We start from the raw sequence: 17548 nt of genomic DNA on the forward strand, positions 1-17548 counted from the left end.
TATGACAGGCAAGAGGAACAAATATAGGAAGACCGATAGACTGATCACTGCCATTACCGGCTGGATAGCAGGCATCATCCTGGTGGCCCTGGCTGTATGGGGTATCAGCACCCTGTTTGAACTGCGCCGGTATGAAGAGACCAACGATGCACAGGTAGAAGAATACATCAACCCCATTACTTCCCGTGTGACTGGTTATGTTAGTAGGATCAACTACGAAGAAAACCAGGATGTAAAAAAAGGGGATACCTTACTTGTAATAGACGACAGCGAATATGTACTGCAGGAACAAGAGGCAAGTGCCGCTTTGACGAATGCCAGGGCGCAGATACAGGTACTGGAAAGTAATGTAACCACCACTACTAAAACAGCTGAGGGTACGCAGGCGCAGATCGCCGCTGCTAAAGCAAAACTATGGAAACAACAACAGGAATATGACCGCTATAAAAATCTGTATGATGCGGAATCAGCTACGAAACAACAGCTGGAGAACGTACAGACGGCATTGGATGTAGCGAAAGCAGATTACGCATCTATTGTTAACAACTATGATGCAGCGGTATCAAAAATAAATGATACCAGATCACAGAAGGCCGCATTAATGGCGGAGATACAACGGCGGGAAGCCCTGTTGGGACGTAATCAGCTCAATGTTTCCTACACCGTGATCAGGGCGCCTTATGATGGTAAAATGGGACGTCGCACTATACAGGAAGGACAACTGATACAGGCCGGCCAGACAATGGCCTTTATAGTGAACCAGGCTACCGGTAAATGGATCATTGCCAACTTTAAAGAAACACAGGTCAGCAAAATGCATATAGGACAGCCTGCTGATATCGAAATAGATGCCTTTCCGGGTAAAACTTTCAACGGAACAATAGAGTCACTATCGCCTGCTACGGGCGCACGTTTTTCGCTTTTACCACCTGATAATTCTTCCGGCAATTTCGTGAAGATCGTACAACGTATACCTGTCCGTATTAAACTAATAAACGCTCCTGGTGAGATCAGCTTGTTAAGGGCCGGTATGAATGCGACTGTTTCAATCAGTAAGAGAAATGGCTGAGCAAACTTCCATATTTAAACCGTGGGCTTCTGAGTGGCTGATCAGGGCAGTGATATTTCTCAATCTGCTGCCTTCTATGCTCGTGTTTGGGCTGTCTACTGCCAGCGGACCAGGAGCAGCCGGTTACTACGGTATAGAGCCTGCGGATGTGCAATACTCGATGGTATTGTTCTATGCATCACTGGCAGGGTTCTTTGCGCTGGAAAGGAGGTTCTTTGTTTTTATTGCCAGTAAAGAATATTTAATCATAGGGACGGTGATACAGATTATTGCTTCCTACGGCTGTTATATCACCCGCGATCTGCATATATTATTGGGGCTTCGCTTCATACAGGGGATGGCAAATTGTGTAACCACGAGCGTATGTATTACACTTGTGTTCAGCAGATTGCGGAGCCATCGTGCAAGGGAAATGGGATACTCCCTGTTTTATGGTATCCTGCTTTGTATTACCGCTATTACCACGTTGCTGACTGCGCCGATCATTGATGCCTTTGACTATAATGCGCTGTACAAGTGGATGATCTTTATGTATGTGCCAGGTGCAGCATTACTTGTGCTGATCATGAACCCGGTACGATTGAACAGGAAGTTCCCCTTGTATCAGCTTGACTGGGCAAGTTATGTGATCTATACCAGCGCGCTTTGTTTACTGGGATATATCCTGTTATATGGACAACAATATTTCTGGTGGAGTGACGAGCGGATCATGGCAGCTACCATAGGATTGATCATGCTCGCCATTATACATGTCTTTCGGCAACGGTCGTTAAAAAGACCTTACCTGAGTCTGGAGGTATTCCGTTACCGGAACTATGTGATAGGCGTAGGTCTGTTGTTGGTCCTTTACGTCTGCAGAGGCGCATTGAATATTACCACAAACTATTTTATGACTGTGTTGGGGATGGACCCCAGGCATTTATCTTATATACTGCTGGCTAATATTGGCGGTGTCATAGGAGGTGTACTGTATTCATCAAGATGGATCGTGTTAAAAAGGTCTGTGAGATGGATATGGATCATCGGCTTTGCATTGTTGCTGATATTTCATTTGTGGATGCATGTGCTGTTTGCCACACAGGCAGATGCGCCTACATTCATTGTACCGCTGATCCTTCAGGGATTGGGTGCAGGGATGTTGATGGCGCCTATGATCGTTTATGCAATTTCTTCCGTACCGCCACACCTGGGCAGCACAGCATCAGCAACAGGTGTGCTTTTCCGTTTTACCGGCTTTTGTCTCAGCATAGCACTCATCAACTATTTTCAACTCTTTTCCAGGAAGGTACACTACAACCGATACCTGGACCTGGTCACGTCGCTGGATCCCTTTGTAACAGAAAGGCTGGAGGGGTATCAAAAGGCTGTTACAGCAAAAGGGATTCCGGCAGATCAGGCTGTAAAGATGGCGAATGGATTGTTATATCGCTCAGCCGATATACAGGCACAGATCCGTTTTTCCATGGATTATTATTACCTGATCAGTTGTTTGCTGGCAGTGATCATTCTGCTGATCGCATTATTGCCTTATCTGAACAGGACTGTTATTAACCTGAGAAATAATCAACCTGCGCCTGCATCATATTGAGTAATTGAAATGGCATGATGATCTTTACGAACGGGCTAATTCCTGGTTTTCTCCTGTAACACTGCACTTAACGTCTTTCGTTTCAGTTTTGCTTCTATCCACGCTGAGAAGTCAAACAATTTCAGTTGCTGGCGTTCATATTTATCCGCTTTTATTTTCTCAAAGCTGGCATTGATCTTTTTCCACAGCGCTGCACGGTAGGTAGTGACTGTCGGTATCTCACCGTAGCCAAGGAATTTAATCACTGTTCTTTCCAGCAGATAGGAACGTTTGGTATCTGGTTGTAAATGACGACGGAAAGCCCTTGTCTCATAACGGATATATTCGTAATTGCCCAGTTCATATTGGATTAGCAGGTGTACGAGACGACAGGTGCGATAGATAGGTAATGTGCTGTAAAGATTACTTTGTAATACCTGTTCAAGACTGTTGTGGGCATTGTTGATATCTTCATTGCCGAGATAGATCAATGTCATATGAAGATAGATCTCCGCCTGCTTATTGATGTCCATCAACAGGATGTTCTTCTTTATCCCCGGGATATATTGCTGCAGTAATGTAAGTGCCAGCGAGAAATTGCCACTGTCTATATACGCGCCTGCCTCGTAGATAAATAACAGGCGTTGCTGCATGATGGCAAAGTAAACACTATCGCCATTCAGGCGTTTAACCTTGTCAATAAATGAAAACAACTCTTCATAATGTTTACCTGCCCGGAGACTATCCAGTATACCTTCTATGATCATCAGATGATCAGTGGGGGTGTCTTCGAACAAGCCGGGATGTGTTTCCAGCAACTGATGCAGTTTGTGAAATACCTGTAATGCAGCCGGATAGTCGCTGGTGACGAGATGGTAATGTGCTTCGAACAACAGATGTACTTTCAAACTGGTGGCAGAGTGAGGTACAGGTGGAGGCATGTCTGCATTCAGGGCATCTGCCGTTTCCTGCTGCCGGATACTACGTGCACTACCTCGGTATAACAGGCGATGCCTAAGGGTTTCATACAATGATGTCTGTTGCCTTATCTGTTGCATAGCCAGCATCGTTTGCTCTATGTTCGATTGCTTTTGTGACAGGTCTTCTTCTGTGATGCCAGGGAAATTCATCTGTTGCAGCAATTGCATCTCCTGTTGTTGTGCCCATAACTGTAATAGTTGTTTTTCATTAGCTGCTGCAGTTGTTTGTACCTTCTGCAATTGTTTCAACGCATCTTCATGCAAAGAACGTTCAAAAAGAATATCGCATTTCAAGATGCCTGCTGTTAATGCAGCAGTAGGATGTCGTTGCATACGCAGATGCAACAGGCAATCCAGCAATACTTTGTACAGATATTTACTGCAAACTTCATAACTACAGCCGGCATATTGTTGCTGAAACGCCTGCTTTAATTCAGCAGTGCTTTTGTACGATATGCGTTCCATCATGTTAAAAAGGTTGACATAGTCTTTGTTTCCCTGCTGGAGCGCCGTATACAAACGAAAATATCTTTTTTCAGCTTTTGTAAGTGTATTTATAAGTCTGCTAAGCATGTCAGCTTTAGCCATAGTCCACCTGGTTTAAATTAATAAGGCCCCCAAACTTTCCATTGTGTTAGTAAGATCCTGGTTGATTGATACGAACCAAAATAGCTAAATAACGAATAGTATTCTACTGATGTTATTAAGACAATGTTATTGCTTTTGGATTATCTTGTTTGTATGGTGATTATGTCTTATTTGTATAGAATTATTTAGTGTCAAGTTGTTGATTTATAAACTAATAATAGCTTTTTATAGTAACCAGAATACTTCGAAAATTTACGTTGGGAATGTCTATTCTTCATAAAAAAAGGTTAAAAAGTTATCAGATGGCTCATTATATTTGAATCGTAATAAAGGCACAAATGCAACTAGCATTGTAACCTGTATTTTGTAGATTCCCGTTACCAGCCCTGATGAAATGAGGAGTGTTAGTTAATCAAATGAGTTCAACCTAAATCGCAGATCAAGAAAATATTGTAGCAGGAGCCCAGGAAATCAAAGCAGCAGGATTACAAGTAACCAGTAGCTTCACAAAGTATCAACAGCAAACTTTTTTTTTAAAAACTTAAACACATTCTATTGATGAAAAGTATACGCTAAAACGTTTTATACAAGCAGTTAAGAGATACTAGTCCAATGCAGCAATGCTGTATATCATTTATTTCACGTTATAGTTTCCACGGGTCAGGTTCGTGTTGTTCACCCTGTTCACTCAAGTATAAATACCACTTTTAGCGTGTAGCTACGCAGAGGGAAGACCTATCATTGTTGGTCTGTACTTCTATTCAAATCAACTATAAATACATGATGTAATCGATTACTCGGTGTGGTTTCATACGCCGTGGTGATCTACTCTGCCTTTTTAAAATCATTTACGTTATGCGTGTACTTGTACGGATCTTTATCACGTGCCTGGCTGTGTATTGCCCACAGTATGTCTTTTCGCAGGATACAATTAAACAATACCATCCGGTGGTGAAGGGGACAAAAGCGGATTCCATATCGCCCGAGCGCGAGAATATTTATCCTTATACTTCATTACAACAGTTACTAAAAGGAAATACTGCAGGGGTATATATACAGGAACCCACTGGGGAGTCCGGAGCCTTTACCAGTATTGCTTTGAGAGGCACTGCTATTCCTTCTATCACCAGCAAGGACATCTATGAATCACAGCCTACCATAGTATTAGATGGCATTCCGCTTATCATGGATCATCCTTTCACTTTTGATATTCAGTTGTTCGGATATAATCATCTGGGGCCTGCTTCTAATCTATTATCTGCTATCGATCTGAATAATATCGAGAAGATAGAAGTCGTGAAAGACTTTGGCAGGGCGGCAATGTACGGGCCGCGAGCGGCTAACGGTGGTGTGATCCTCCTCACGACGAAGGCACCTGTCAAAGGTCGCCGGAAGATTAGTTTCAACACTTACTTTGGTATGGTGCAACGGCCGCATATTTATACAACGAACGCGAAGTTTGAAAATGATTTTCGCCAGCGGTTCTATAATAAATATGCGACCACTGAACAATTGCAGACCTATCCGCTCTATCTGCGTGACTCTACAAATAATGCCTACTATGGTCCTTCCAACTGGACAGATCTCTATTTTAAGAATACACCTGTATATGGCGTAAATGCCAGTCTTTCCAGTGGTACCGACAGAGCTAACTTCAGATTTGCCGCGGGCAATCAGCGTTCTGCCAATACTGCAGATAACAGCAAGATGGACAGGTACAACGCTATGTTCGAGATTAACATGGTGCCGCTGCAGGGCTTCACAGTATCTTCTATGATCAGTGCTTCAAGGCTGGAAAGAACACGGAGCAGATGGCTGCGTGACCGGTTTGCTGAAATGCAATACCTGCCTGATCTGAGCAGTCCGCTGCCACCTAATAAACAGTACTATGCGCAATACCTGGATCAGTTCACCAAGTCGTTCGACGATAACAAAACCAACGAGATAAACGGGTATTTTAAGATCAATATAAAGCCGTCCAACAGTCTGCAAATCAACTCGCAATTCGGGTTTGACTATAATGAAGGACTGAGAGACCTGTTCTATCCCAGTACCCTGCTGGAAACAGTCAACTACCTGTCTAACTATTTCGGGTATAATCAGCGGGTGATCTTCAATAACAGCATCACTTTTGATCATACCTGGAAAGAGAAACACCACGTGACTATTGAGGCAGGTGAAGGTTTTCAGGCAGACTATCACCGGTATAACTATGCTTATGCCTATAAAGGGCCTAATGACCTGATCCGTATTAACCTGTTACATTCAGACAATACAAAAGACGAATACCTGTCGCCGAAGTCATTCGATCATGCATTGATCTTCTCCTTCCTTGACAAACAACGCGCCCGTTTATTATCCTTTTATGGCCGTGCTGCATACGATTATAATGATCAACTGGACCTCTCCGTACTATTCCGGGCAGATGGTTCTTCCAGTGCGCAACCAGACAACTGGTGGTTGTTTACCCCCACATTTACTGCAGGATTGAATATTAAGAATATCTGGTTAAAAGATAACCATGCCGTCGACGCATTGAAGCTGCAAGCCAGCTGGGGAAGAGTAGGCAGGTTGATGCCGGACGACCGTTTTGGTGAAGGACCACAATATACTTCGGACCTTTCATTCAGCAATAACCCTGTTCGCTTCTCCTATAACGGTTTTCCTGGCATCAGCCGGGCCTACTCTTCCGGTTATATCGGGTATGGTATCACATGGCCTTATACAGACCAGTTGAATGTAAATGTCAGTGCCGGGGTGCTTGACAATAAGCTGCAGGTCTCCCTGGACCTTTACAATAAGACTGATCATAACATGCTGCTGGCGGTGCCTTTTTCGGCAGAATATGGCTATAACTTCCGCTACCGGAACGGAATGGCAGTCCGTAATCGCGGGATAGACCTCTCCCTGAAAGCATCTGTACTGCCTGCAAAGAGCGCTGTGCAATGGGTGCCTGGCATCACGCTTAACTACAACAGGAACACCCTGATCGCTTTACCGGATGGCATGCAGGAACTGACTGTTGCCAATGGCAGCAAATTGTTAAAAGTAGGTAATGCAATAGATCAGTACTGGGTACTGGAAAATGAAGGCATCTATAACCGCGACGCAGATATTCCCACAAGCAAGGAAGGAAAACGCCTCAACTACAAAGGCATTCCTCTGATGGCCGGTGATCCACGCTGGAAAGACATCAATGGTGACAATGTGATCGATGATAAAGATAAGGTCCTGAAAGGTCATGTATCGCCTGTCATCTCCGGTGGTTTTAACAATGATATCTACTGGAAAGGTTTTACGCTTGGTTTATCCTTCTATTGCGCACTTGGCAGAAAAGTAATGAATGCAGAAGTGGCCAACCGTTTTGACTTCATCAACCGGGAAGGCAAGATTGACATGAGTGCCGTGAAAGAGATCACGTTCTGGAGCAAGGTAGGCAACTACGACAAATACCCCTTGTACAATCCATGGAGCACGGTGGATGCATACCGTACAGATCAGGACCTGTTCCTGGAAAATGGTTCCTTCCTGAAACTGCGTACGCTGTCCCTGCAATATGACATGACCACGGCAAAGTGGTGGAACAAAAAAGGTAAGATCAACGGACTGGCGATCTATGCCACCGCTACAAATGTGTTTACAATCACTCCATATACAGGGGGCGACCCTGAGCTGGTCGATTTCAATGGTTTTGATACAGGCTATTCCCTGCCACTATCAAGAACATATACAATAGGGTTAAAAATGGATCTCTGATGAAACGCTTATTCCTGATAACAATCTTCTTCTATTGCACCACTTTTACCGGTTGCAAAAAACTGCTGGATATTGATTCTTCTCATGCTGTGTCAGAAGAGAATTTCTGGAACTCGCATGAAGATACACGTACAGCGCTGGTAGCTGTTTACGGCCTCTTACGTGCTGCCATGGCAGACAATAATGCCTGGTGGATGTATGGCGAGTTGCGTAAAGGGGATTTCTACGCCCTGCAACGGCAGGATATGAAAGCGATTATCCGCAATGACCTGCGGGCTGCTTATCCCTTATTGGAATCACTCTCCAACTGGCGTCGCTTTTATGCCGTGATCAATGCCGCCAATATGTTCCTGGAACATGTAGGTGAAGTGAGAGCACGTGATCCGAAATACTCCGAAGAAAATATGCGTGTGGACATTGCACAGATGCGTTGTATAAGGGCCTATGTTTATTTCTTCCTGGTGTCTGTATGGGGAGATGTGCCACTGATCACCTCATCACACGACGGCGAATTTGCTAATAAACCAAGAGAAGATAAGCAGACGGTGCTCGCATTTGTAGAGAAGGAACTGGTGCAGTCTGCCGCAGATCTTCCATATAAATACAGTGCCGATGATCCGCAACAATCAGGCGCTTACTATAATGAAAGCAGTACGCGCTGGTATGGTGTACTGGCACGTAAACACACCGCCTATGCTATACTTGCCCATGTGGCGGCATGGCAGGGGAAGTATGTTGATGCCTCTGTATATGGACAGTTTGTACTGGACAATTACTCTAAAGGCGGCAGCTACTATATCGGCACTGATGAACTGGTGAGTGGCAATGGGTTTTTCAAATGGAAGAAAGATAACCACATCCTTGCTTTCAATTTTGACTGGGGACATGTGGATGCTTCCTTCTCCGGTCACCTGGAAGAAATGACGCTGGCAGCACCTGTTATCAATAAGGCATTGCCGGATATCTACGTGCCCAAAGATACAATCCTCTCAGTGTTCGATCAGCCGGTGGATGAGCGTTTCAGCCTGGATACACTGACAGGTGTACCTACTTCTCAGCGCTACTTCTCCAACTTCAATAGTCAGATCCCCATCTTCAGTAAGATAAAAGTGATACAGGATGGTAATACTTCTGATCCTTCCTTCAGGATATATTCCAGCACTATCGTCATTACCCGCCTGGAAAACATCGCATTGCTGCAGGCAGAAGCACTGGCGGTAATCGGAGAACAGCAGCGGGCTATTGACTTGCTGAACACCATCAGAGACCTGCGTCGGATAAAACGTTATGATGCCGCCAGGGAGGGAGACCTCATAGATGCCATCTTCAAAGAGCGACGTAAAGAGTTGATGGGAGAGGGCTGGCGCTGGTTTGATCTCATCCGCTATAACAAGATCAAACAGAATGATCCTGCTTTTATGGACCTGATTGCCAGGGGTGGTATCTACTGGCCGGTAGCAGATGAAGTCATCAAACAAAATCCATTGATCACCCAGAATCCCTATTGGCAATGATAAAAATGATGAGATATATGATCAACGTAAAGATACTCCTGGTAGCAGGACTGGGAATACTATTGTTATCCCTGGGCTGTAAAAAGGACAGTGGGTACTACAGTTATCAGAATCAGCTGAGGGAGTTTGATGGCAGTACCCTTGAGTTCCTGCAAAGTGAACACCAGTATGATTCGTTCCTGCTGGCAGTGGAAAGGGTACACCTGACTGATACTTTGAAGTCTGGTCTGTACACAGTATTTGCACCTACTGATGCCAGCTTCAAACAGGCGATTGAAAATATGAATACGCTCCGCACTATTCAGGGGCGGGGACATATGTTCATCAGCACAGTGCCTTTTGAACAACTGGATACGCTTGTGAGCCGCTATATTATCCGGGATACATTTCCTTCCCGCGCAATGGTGTTACAGGATGGTATCGGGCTGACTGCTATCAGGTATAACTATCCCATGCATGGCAAGTTCAATCGTACGGATGCGGAAGGCCATGTGAACGGCGGGCCTGGTGTAATTAGATTCAGCGATACCAAAGGTGTGATCTACACCAATCGCTGGAGCAATGCTACCACAGTGGCTATTGATATTAAAACCAAAACAGGACTGGTGAATGTGCTGGATAAAGATCACATGTTTGGTTTTGACGAATTCATCCCCAGGATGAACCCTACGGTGTCTACTCCCTGGAATGAATTTCCTTTTTATATACCAGGTGTGATCGGACTGGAACAATTCAACCGTGGCGGTAATAAGGTGGCTTACCTGGACTTCTCACTGAATAATCAGGGAGGTCAGTACCGTCCTGCGGACCAGGTAGATATCACTACTGCTTCCAGCGAAAATGGTCTCAAGGTAGGTTGGACAGAGACAGGAGAGTGGATGGATTATACTGTGGAGGTAACAGAAACCGGTGAGTATGATATGACGCTGCGCTACGGTAGTGGCGGATCTGATGGCCGGGTGCACCTCGAAGTGGATGGAAAGCCAGTTGTAGGTAGCGCGCTGGTAATGCCCGGTACCGGAGGCTATGACAACTTCCGTGATATTACCACAACCATACAACTGACCGCAGGCCGTCATCTCATGAAGATATACTACGACTTTGCCAACTTCGATCTGCGTTTCCTCAAGTTCCTGCGCAAAGGTGCCCCAATGACAATACCTGGTGTGATCACCCTGGAAGATTTTGACGCCGGTGGAGAAGGGGTGGCATATCATGACAATAACACAGGCAACAATGGTGGTAAATACCGCCCATCTGAAGGTGTGGATATTGACTTCTCCAGAAATGAAGGCGGCGGCTACCAGGTAGGCTGGACAGAGACAGGAGAGTGGATGAACTACACAGTGATGGTAAAATCAACAGGCTATTATACTACAAATATACTGGCCGGTTCTAACAGGAGTGATGGCGTTGTGCATCTTGAGTTTGATGGAGTGGATGTTACAGGCCAGTTGAAAATGCCTAATACAGGCGACTATCATAAAAGACAGAACGTCACCACCAGTGTCTATCTCACCAAAGGAACGCATGTGATGCGCTTCTTTGTAGACCATGAAGGATTTGATGTGAAGTCTGTCACATTCCGGCCATTAAACTAAAACATTACTACCCATGCGACGACTTTTCATAATACTGTCTTTATCACTGTTATTTTTCGCCTGCCGGAAATGGGCAGCGGATGATCTCGACTATCTCAGCAAACGCGCGGTGTACAACCAGAAGGTATTCTCCCCTGTACTGGGAAGGACAACGTTATATTCCCAGATCTTTAATACAGATAATTCTACTACACCCATCAACTTCCGTATACTGAATGTCAGGTATAAAAAGGATGGTAAACCTACGAATGATTTTGATCAGAAAGTGGAAGCACTGGTCTGGAAGTCATCTTATACCGGTGAGGAAAAATCGTTGGCAGAGATAGAAGCCAAACGTGGTATAGAGACACATTCCGTTTTTGAGGTCAGACCCCAGTCAGGCGATTTTGTACTCTGGGCAGAAGCGATCGGTACGCCTATGCGTCAACAGCCTGATTCTGGTTATCTGTTTGATGTGGAAGCCTCCAATTCCGGTGGTACCAATATGTACAAGGACATCTCCCTGATGCCGTTCCGCGAACAGGCTTATTCACCTTATGAGTATGATGCCATCACAGGCGCGCACCGTGCGAATTATCCTAATCCTAATGATTCATCCGTATTTGAGCTGATCTATAATCACCCCGGTGTATACAATATGATAGATGATGGCACCAATCTGCAATTGAAAGGCGATAGTGTCAGGGTATTCTTTCATCGTAAAGGGAATGGCAATTCTTTATCCTTCAAGTTCATGGATAAGGACTCTTTGCCTATTGATCCTCAAAAGTTCAATCTCACTCCCTGGGATTCCCTCTTACATGGCTTCAATAAACAGATGACAACAACGGAAGTGACTTACGAGGTGGCTTACCCGATCCCTGCTATGCGCTTTAAAACAAGATATACAAATGGAGACGGCTCACAGGCGTACGTGAGGTTCAGCTTCACCAGGGTCGGCTTTGGAAATGTCAGGGAGACAGGTGTGCTGGACCTGAATTTCAATATCTATCAGAAAGGCGACTGGGAGATCATCTTCTATTTCAGGAATAATCCAAGGTTCAGGGATGAATGAGTTAACAACACAAAAAACTGTGACTATGCAATGTCTGCGTTTATATAAAATGATAGGACTGTTACTGTTGCTGCCGGTATTGGTGGCACAGGCGCAGGAGAAAATAATGGTGAAGGGCGTGGTAAGAGATGCCCAGACCAATGAGCCACTGGTGGGTGTAAGTATCATGGCTGGTACGCCACCTAAAGCGGTGGGTGTTACCAATGCGGCAGGTGCCTTCAACGTGTCTGTTGCACCGGATGCTGCGTTATTGTTCCGCTATATCGGTTTTTCCGATTATAAATTTAAGCTGAAAGACAAACGTGACCTGGTAGTGAGGCTGGTGGTAACGGAGAATAAACTCAATGAAGCAGTCGTGATCGGTTACCAGAAGAAGACCAGGGAAGTTACCACGGGTTCCGCAGTGATCGTAAGTGGTAAGGAACTGCAGGATATTCCTGTATCGAATGTAGAGCAGCTCTTGCAAGGGCGTGTAGCTGGTCTGAATATCCAGAACAATACCGGTACACCGGGAGGTCGCGGTATCATACAGATCAGGGGTTTGTCCAATATCAGCGTAACCGGTAGTGGTAATGATGCCTTTCTTTCTCCCACTTCTCCGCTGTATGTGATAGATGGAGTACCCGTAGAAGCAGACGCTAATTTTGAATACGGTTATCAGTCAGCGGGACCAGGTGTAAGCCCGTTGTCATTGATCCCTCCGGAAGATATCGAAAGCATGGAGATCCTAAAGGACTCGCAGGCGACAGCTTTGTATGGGTCAAGAGGTGCGTATGGTGTGATCCTGATCACGACAAGGCGTGGTAGTTCTCCAATTCCTATCGTAAGATATACAGGTAACTTCTTCATTAATAACCCTCCTAAACTGCGCCCTACCATTGGTGGTAAGGAAGAGAGAAGGATAAGGCTGGGTATGATCAATGGTGGAAATAATATGGAAGATATTTACAAGATCTCCAATCAACCTTTCCTGGCGGATAGTCTGAATCCTTATTACAACAACTCCACCGACTGGCAGAACGTTTTCTATGCCACTACTTACAACCAGACGCACAACGTGAATATCAGCGGTGGTGATCCTAAGTTTAACTATAAAGTAGACCTGGGGTATTATCATGAAAATGGGGTGATCCGCAATACGGGATTTGACCGTTATTCTATTAATACCAACATGCTGTATCAGCCGAATCCTAAATTCAGGGTGTTCACTACCTTATCTACACAGGTGGGTAAAAGGAACAAAGGTGATGGTAATGGCCTTACACAAAGTGGCGTATCGAATAATGCATCTGCTTCATCATTGTTGCCAGGACCTTCGTTTTACCAGAGCACTGCCGGCGTGTTGTCTGCACTGAACACAAGGAATGACAACAAAACGGGCAACGTACGTAGCAGTCTTGATGTGAGTTATCAGCTGGTACAGGGTCTGAACCTTGGTTCGAGCGTGAGTTATGAATATGCTTCCAATACGGAAGACAGGTTCACGCCTGCAGAGGCGCATAATGATTTCTCACAGATCTATGCTTACAATGACCGGAAGTACACACTGTACAACCGTAATACGATATCATACAACTATGTCCTTAATACAAACCATAATTTCTTCATTTCTGCTTTTAACGAATTCTATAACCGCGGCTTCCAGGCACAGGTGATTCAGCAGGAGAAAACGCCGAATAACCAATACGAAGGGCCGCTCGGTTATGATGGATATGCTTCCCGCGGGGGAGGTCTCCTGGATAACTACAGCAAACAGCACGTGGCCTCCTTTGCAGGAACATTTTCCTACAATTACAAGCAGAAGTATGTACTGGATGTCAGCTACCGTATGGATGGTACCTCCAGCAGCGGTTTCGAAGATCCTTACTCAAAGAACCCCGCCATCGGTATCCGTTGGAACTTCAATAAGGAACCGGGGTTGAGCGATGTTAAATGGCTGACCTATGGTTCCTTGCGTGGTAGCTGGGGACAGAACATCGTACCTACCGGAGATATCTTTTCCATCTATGGTACCTATGACCCCCGTGGTACTTACAATGCGAATCCCCGCTTAGGTATCAACTTCGGTCAATTACCGAATACCTATCTGCAGCCTACAGCCACGACGCAGTATAACTTTGGTTTTGAAGCAGGCTTCTTTGACAGCAGATTAGAGGTGATCTTCGACGGTTACTATAAAACAGTGAAGAACCTGCTGCGTACCAAATCATTGTCCAATATTACCGGCTTCAATGAGATCACAACCAATGAGACTTCACTGATTAACTATGGGTATGAGCTGACCTTTACCTTCCGGCCACTGCCGCGTACCAGTGCAGTGCAATGGACGATCTCCCTGAATGGCGCATTGAATAAAGATGTGCTGACCAGTCTTCCGAATGGTGCAAGACAACTGGTGCAATACGATAATACGACTAATCAGCATACCCTGTTCCGTGTAGGGCGTAACAGCCTGACCAACTACCTGCTGAAAACGGAAGGTGTTTACGCCACTGATGCAGATGTGCCTGTAGATCCTGCCACGGGTCAACGTTTCCGTACAGCGAGTGGTACTTACTTTAAAGCGGGTGATCCTATCTGGAAAGATGTGGATGGCAACTACATCCTGGATGGAAATGACTATGTACCTGCTGGTAATTCACAACCGCTGATCACGGGTGGTATACAATCTTATGTGAACTGGAAGAACTTCTCTCTCAACATCAGCACTTCTTTCACACTCATCAGGGATATCCTGAACAATGCATTCGCAGAAAGAATGCAGTTCCTCGGAGATCCTTACAATAAGAAAGCGATGGTTGATTTCAGTGATGTAGACTATTGGAAAGGACCAGGTTCTACAGCAAAGTATCCTAATCCTTTTGATTACAAGCGCTACAACGACATCAGGCCTTACCGCTATGATCAGACGCTGATACAGGAAGATGGTTCATATTTCAAAGTGAATACGTTAACGCTGGCTTACCTGGTGAACAGGAAGTTCACCAGCCGTTACAGCATCAACTCCGTCCGCATGTACCTGTCTGCCAATAACCTGATCACCTTCTCGCCTTACAGTGGTCCTAACCCGGAGAACGTATCTGCCCTGGGGCGCGACCAGTCGGGAGGTTATCCTATTGCCCGCAGTTACAACTTCGGGATGAATGTTGAATTCTAATGTTTTTAAAAGTATTGCTATGCTCCGGAGGTTTATTTATATCACTGCCTGTTTGCTGCTTTGCAGTCAGTTCGGGTGTAAGAAGTTCCTGAATGTGCAGCCGCTGGACCGGCTTTCAGGAAATACGTTCTTCAAGTCAGCGAAAGATGTGGAAGATAATATCTGGGATATCTATGGCCTGTTCAGGGATGCTTCAGGTTCCTGTCCGCTGTTTGCACTGGCAGGAGAGGCGAGAGGAGGTATGCTGGCCATGTCGCCAAAGGGCGACGGGGCTGACAGGACCTTCGTGGAATATGTGGCCAAGAATGACCTGATACCTGTCATTTACAGACCACCTGGCAAGGACTTCTGGGACATCTTTGATCTTTATATGCTGGCCGACTGGAAGCCATTCTATCGCGTCATACAGGCCTGTAATATCCTGATCTATGAAGTAGACAGGCGTGCCATACCCGATCTGAATGACGCCCGTAAAAGGACTTATAAAGCAGAAGCCACCTTTATGCGTTGTCTTTCCTATTTCATCATGGTAAGGCTATGGGGCGATGTGGTATACTATACAGATGCTTATCACCAGGCGCCTTTGCCAAGGGAAAAGATGGTGACGGTGATGAATAATTGTATTGCCGACCTGACAGCTGTATTGGGAGACTTGCCCTGGACCTTTACAGAACCTGCTTATCAGGGTGCCCGTACCAGCAGGGGATCGGCCGTTGGATTGCTGATGGAAATGAATATGTGGAACGCCGGTTTCGACAAAGCAAATGCACAGAAGTATTACCAGACGACTGCAGATCTGGGTAATGACCTGATGAACAGCGGTGCTTATATGCTGTTGCCGATAGAAGAGTCGTTCACGATCTTCAAGGGCCGTTCAAGAGAAAGCCTGTTTGATATTGTGATCAGCTCCAACTATGGAGAAGGGCTGGCAGAGAAATGGAATGACCTTTCTGAGCTGGTAGTACATTATCCGTATAAACGCCCCGCCTCGAATCATCAGTACAGTTTCTGTTACTTCCGTGCAGAGTACCTGCGCCGCCTGTATCCCTCTGGCGTACCTGATGCCAGGATACAGGTGTGGTTCGACTCCCAGATGTTTTCCAACGACGGTACTTTCATGTTCCTCAAGTATAACAGTCTTTATGAACAGGGTAATGCAGACGTGAATGTGGATAACAACCTTATCGTGCTACGGTATGCCGGCGCCGTGCTGTTAAGAGCGGAAGCACTGGCAGAACTGGGACAGGCCGATGAAGCTATCCGCCTGATGAACATGATCAGGCAGCGCGCGAAGACCACGCTATACCAGGGAGGAGCAGGCCAGGCCCTGAAAGATGCCATTTTCACCGAAAGGGCAAAAGAGCTGATGATGGAAGGGCACTATTATTTTGACGTAGTACGTACCGGCCGGGTAACGAGCCAGCAATGGTGTTACTATCCGCTTACACAGGCGCAATTTGACAATGGTGGCTGGACATGGCCTATCAACTCTGCTGCGCTGGATAACAATCCCTATATGCAACTGAACAATTATTGGTTAAGATAAAACAATACTTATGCGGACAATACTGTGCTTTATGGCTGCCCTGTTACTGGGTTTGTGCGCCTGTAATAAAGATAAATACTTCCAGGATTCCGGTATCCACGATCCTGCTTTTAAAGGAACTACGATGGACTACCTGGACGCCGTGCCTTTCTATTTCGACAGCGTGGCTACGATAGTGAGACTAGCCGGCATGGAAGAGGTGTTTAAACGTGATACGCTTACATTCTTCGCTCCCACTGACAGAAGTGTACTACGGCTGATGCGGAGCCTTAACTATGATCTGTACCGTTTGGGTCATGATACCGTGAAGGCCCTGTCGGATGTACCGAAGGAGATCTGGTTTAAATACCTGCAACGGTATATGTTCCATGGCAGTAATCAGCTAAAGGACTATCCGCAGATAGATTACAACCTGATGAATACTTATCCGGGGCAAGGGTTCCTGTCGTGGAATGGCACGCCTATGAACATCGGCGTTGTATATCACGATGATAACGGTGTCAAATATGTCGGATACCGGCAGATCTCCATCGCTTGTATCCCGGACCCTGCAAGGCCCAGGGAGAACTGGATCATTGATTATGTAGCCTCCTGTAATATCACTACTTACAATGGAGTGGTCCACACACTGACTGATGATCATTACTATTTCGGATTCCAGGGAGATCTCTTCATTGCGGATATGATCTCAGTAATGGAAAACGGAGGTTAATAAA

General features: G+C 45.6%; 10 protein-coding genes. 9 read left to right on the forward strand and 1 reads right to left on the reverse strand.

Annotated features, from left to right (window positions below):
- Position 1: 1 nt before the first annotated feature.
- Both CLV42_RS16295 and CLV42_RS16300 read left to right on the forward strand, forming a co-directional pair.
- A complete protein-coding gene (locus CLV42_RS16295; RefSeq protein WP_106602983.1) occupies positions 2-1069 on the forward strand; it encodes an HlyD family secretion protein in 1068 nt (355 codons plus the stop codon).
- A complete protein-coding gene (locus CLV42_RS16300) occupies positions 1062-2657 on the forward strand; it encodes an MFS transporter (RefSeq protein ID WP_106602984.1) in 1596 nt (531 codons plus the stop codon). Before CLV42_RS16295 ends, CLV42_RS16300 begins: the two co-directional genes overlap by 8 nt.
- 35 nt (positions 2658-2692) lie before the next feature.
- Here CLV42_RS16300 and CLV42_RS16305 read toward each other — a convergent pair whose 3' ends face one another.
- Positions 2693-4204 (reverse strand): hypothetical protein, encoded by a 1512-nt coding sequence (locus tag CLV42_RS16305; protein ID WP_106602985.1) that lies wholly within the window; start codon positions 4202-4204, stop codon positions 2693-2695.
- Positions 4205-5059: 855 nt separating this feature from the next.
- Here CLV42_RS16305 and CLV42_RS16310 point away from each other — a divergent pair.
- From CLV42_RS16310 to CLV42_RS16340, 7 genes are read left to right on the forward strand one after another with little or no spacing between them, the layout of a single operon-like run.
- Positions 5060-7960: a SusC/RagA family TonB-linked outer membrane protein gene (locus CLV42_RS16310; RefSeq protein WP_106602986.1), complete on the forward strand. Its 2901-nt coding sequence runs from the start codon at positions 5060-5062 to the stop codon at positions 7958-7960.
- Positions 7960-9474 carry a RagB/SusD family nutrient uptake outer membrane protein gene (locus CLV42_RS16315; RefSeq protein WP_106602987.1) on the forward strand — a complete coding sequence of 505 codons (1515 nt, stop codon included), beginning with the start codon at positions 7960-7962 and terminating at the stop codon, positions 9472-9474. Before CLV42_RS16310 ends, CLV42_RS16315 begins: the two co-directional genes overlap by 1 nt.
- A gap of 17 nt (positions 9475-9491) precedes the next feature.
- Positions 9492-11075, forward strand: coding sequence for a carbohydrate-binding protein (locus CLV42_RS16320; RefSeq protein ID WP_170117537.1), 1584 nt, complete (start codon positions 9492-9494; stop codon positions 11073-11075).
- A gap of 13 nt (positions 11076-11088) precedes the next feature.
- Positions 11089-12129: a DUF5007 domain-containing protein gene (locus CLV42_RS16325; RefSeq protein WP_106602989.1), complete on the forward strand. Its 1041-nt coding sequence runs from the start codon at positions 11089-11091 to the stop codon at positions 12127-12129.
- A 25-nt stretch (positions 12130-12154) separates the two neighbouring features.
- The gene (locus CLV42_RS16330; protein WP_245901670.1) at positions 12155-15286 is read left to right on the forward strand and encodes a SusC/RagA family TonB-linked outer membrane protein; all 3132 of its coding nucleotides are present in this window, start codon (positions 12155-12157) and stop codon (positions 15284-15286) included.
- Positions 15287-15305: 19 nt separating this feature from the next.
- Positions 15306-16832, forward strand: a complete 1527-nt coding sequence (locus CLV42_RS16335) for a RagB/SusD family nutrient uptake outer membrane protein (protein ID WP_170117538.1) — start codon at positions 15306-15308, stop codon at positions 16830-16832.
- A 10-nt stretch (positions 16833-16842) separates the two neighbouring features.
- A complete protein-coding gene (locus CLV42_RS16340) occupies positions 16843-17544 on the forward strand; it encodes a hypothetical protein (protein ID WP_146154399.1) in 702 nt (233 codons plus the stop codon).
- Positions 17545-17548: the final 4 nt, after the last annotated feature.

Source organism: Chitinophaga ginsengisoli, from assembly GCF_003014595.1.
Classification (GTDB): Bacteria; Bacteroidota; Bacteroidia; order Chitinophagales; family Chitinophagaceae; genus Chitinophaga; species Chitinophaga ginsengisoli.

Coding starts and splice junctions, on each gene's coding strand:
- CLV42_RS16315 (WP_106602987.1), top strand. CDS start 7,960: ATGAAACGCTTATTCCTGATAACAATCTTCTTCTATTGCACCACTTTT.
- CLV42_RS16340 (WP_146154399.1), top strand. CDS start 16,843: ATGCGGACAATACTGTGCTTTATGGCTGCCCTGTTACTGGGTTTGTGC.
- CLV42_RS16330 (WP_245901670.1), top strand. CDS start 12,155: ATGCAATGTCTGCGTTTATATAAAATGATAGGACTGTTACTGTTGCTG.
- CLV42_RS16300 (WP_106602984.1), top strand. CDS start 1,062: ATGGCTGAGCAAACTTCCATATTTAAACCGTGGGCTTCTGAGTGGCTG.
- CLV42_RS16310 (WP_106602986.1), top strand. CDS start 5,060: ATGCGTGTACTTGTACGGATCTTTATCACGTGCCTGGCTGTGTATTGC.
- CLV42_RS16305 (WP_106602985.1), bottom strand. CDS start 4,204: ATGGCTAAAGCTGACATGCTTAGCAGACTTATAAATACACTTACAAAA.
- CLV42_RS16320 (WP_170117537.1), top strand. CDS start 9,492: ATGATCAACGTAAAGATACTCCTGGTAGCAGGACTGGGAATACTATTG.
- CLV42_RS16335 (WP_170117538.1), top strand. CDS start 15,306: ATGCTCCGGAGGTTTATTTATATCACTGCCTGTTTGCTGCTTTGCAGT.
- CLV42_RS16295 (WP_106602983.1), top strand. CDS start 2: ATGACAGGCAAGAGGAACAAATATAGGAAGACCGATAGACTGATCACT.
- CLV42_RS16325 (WP_106602989.1), top strand. CDS start 11,089: ATGCGACGACTTTTCATAATACTGTCTTTATCACTGTTATTTTTCGCC.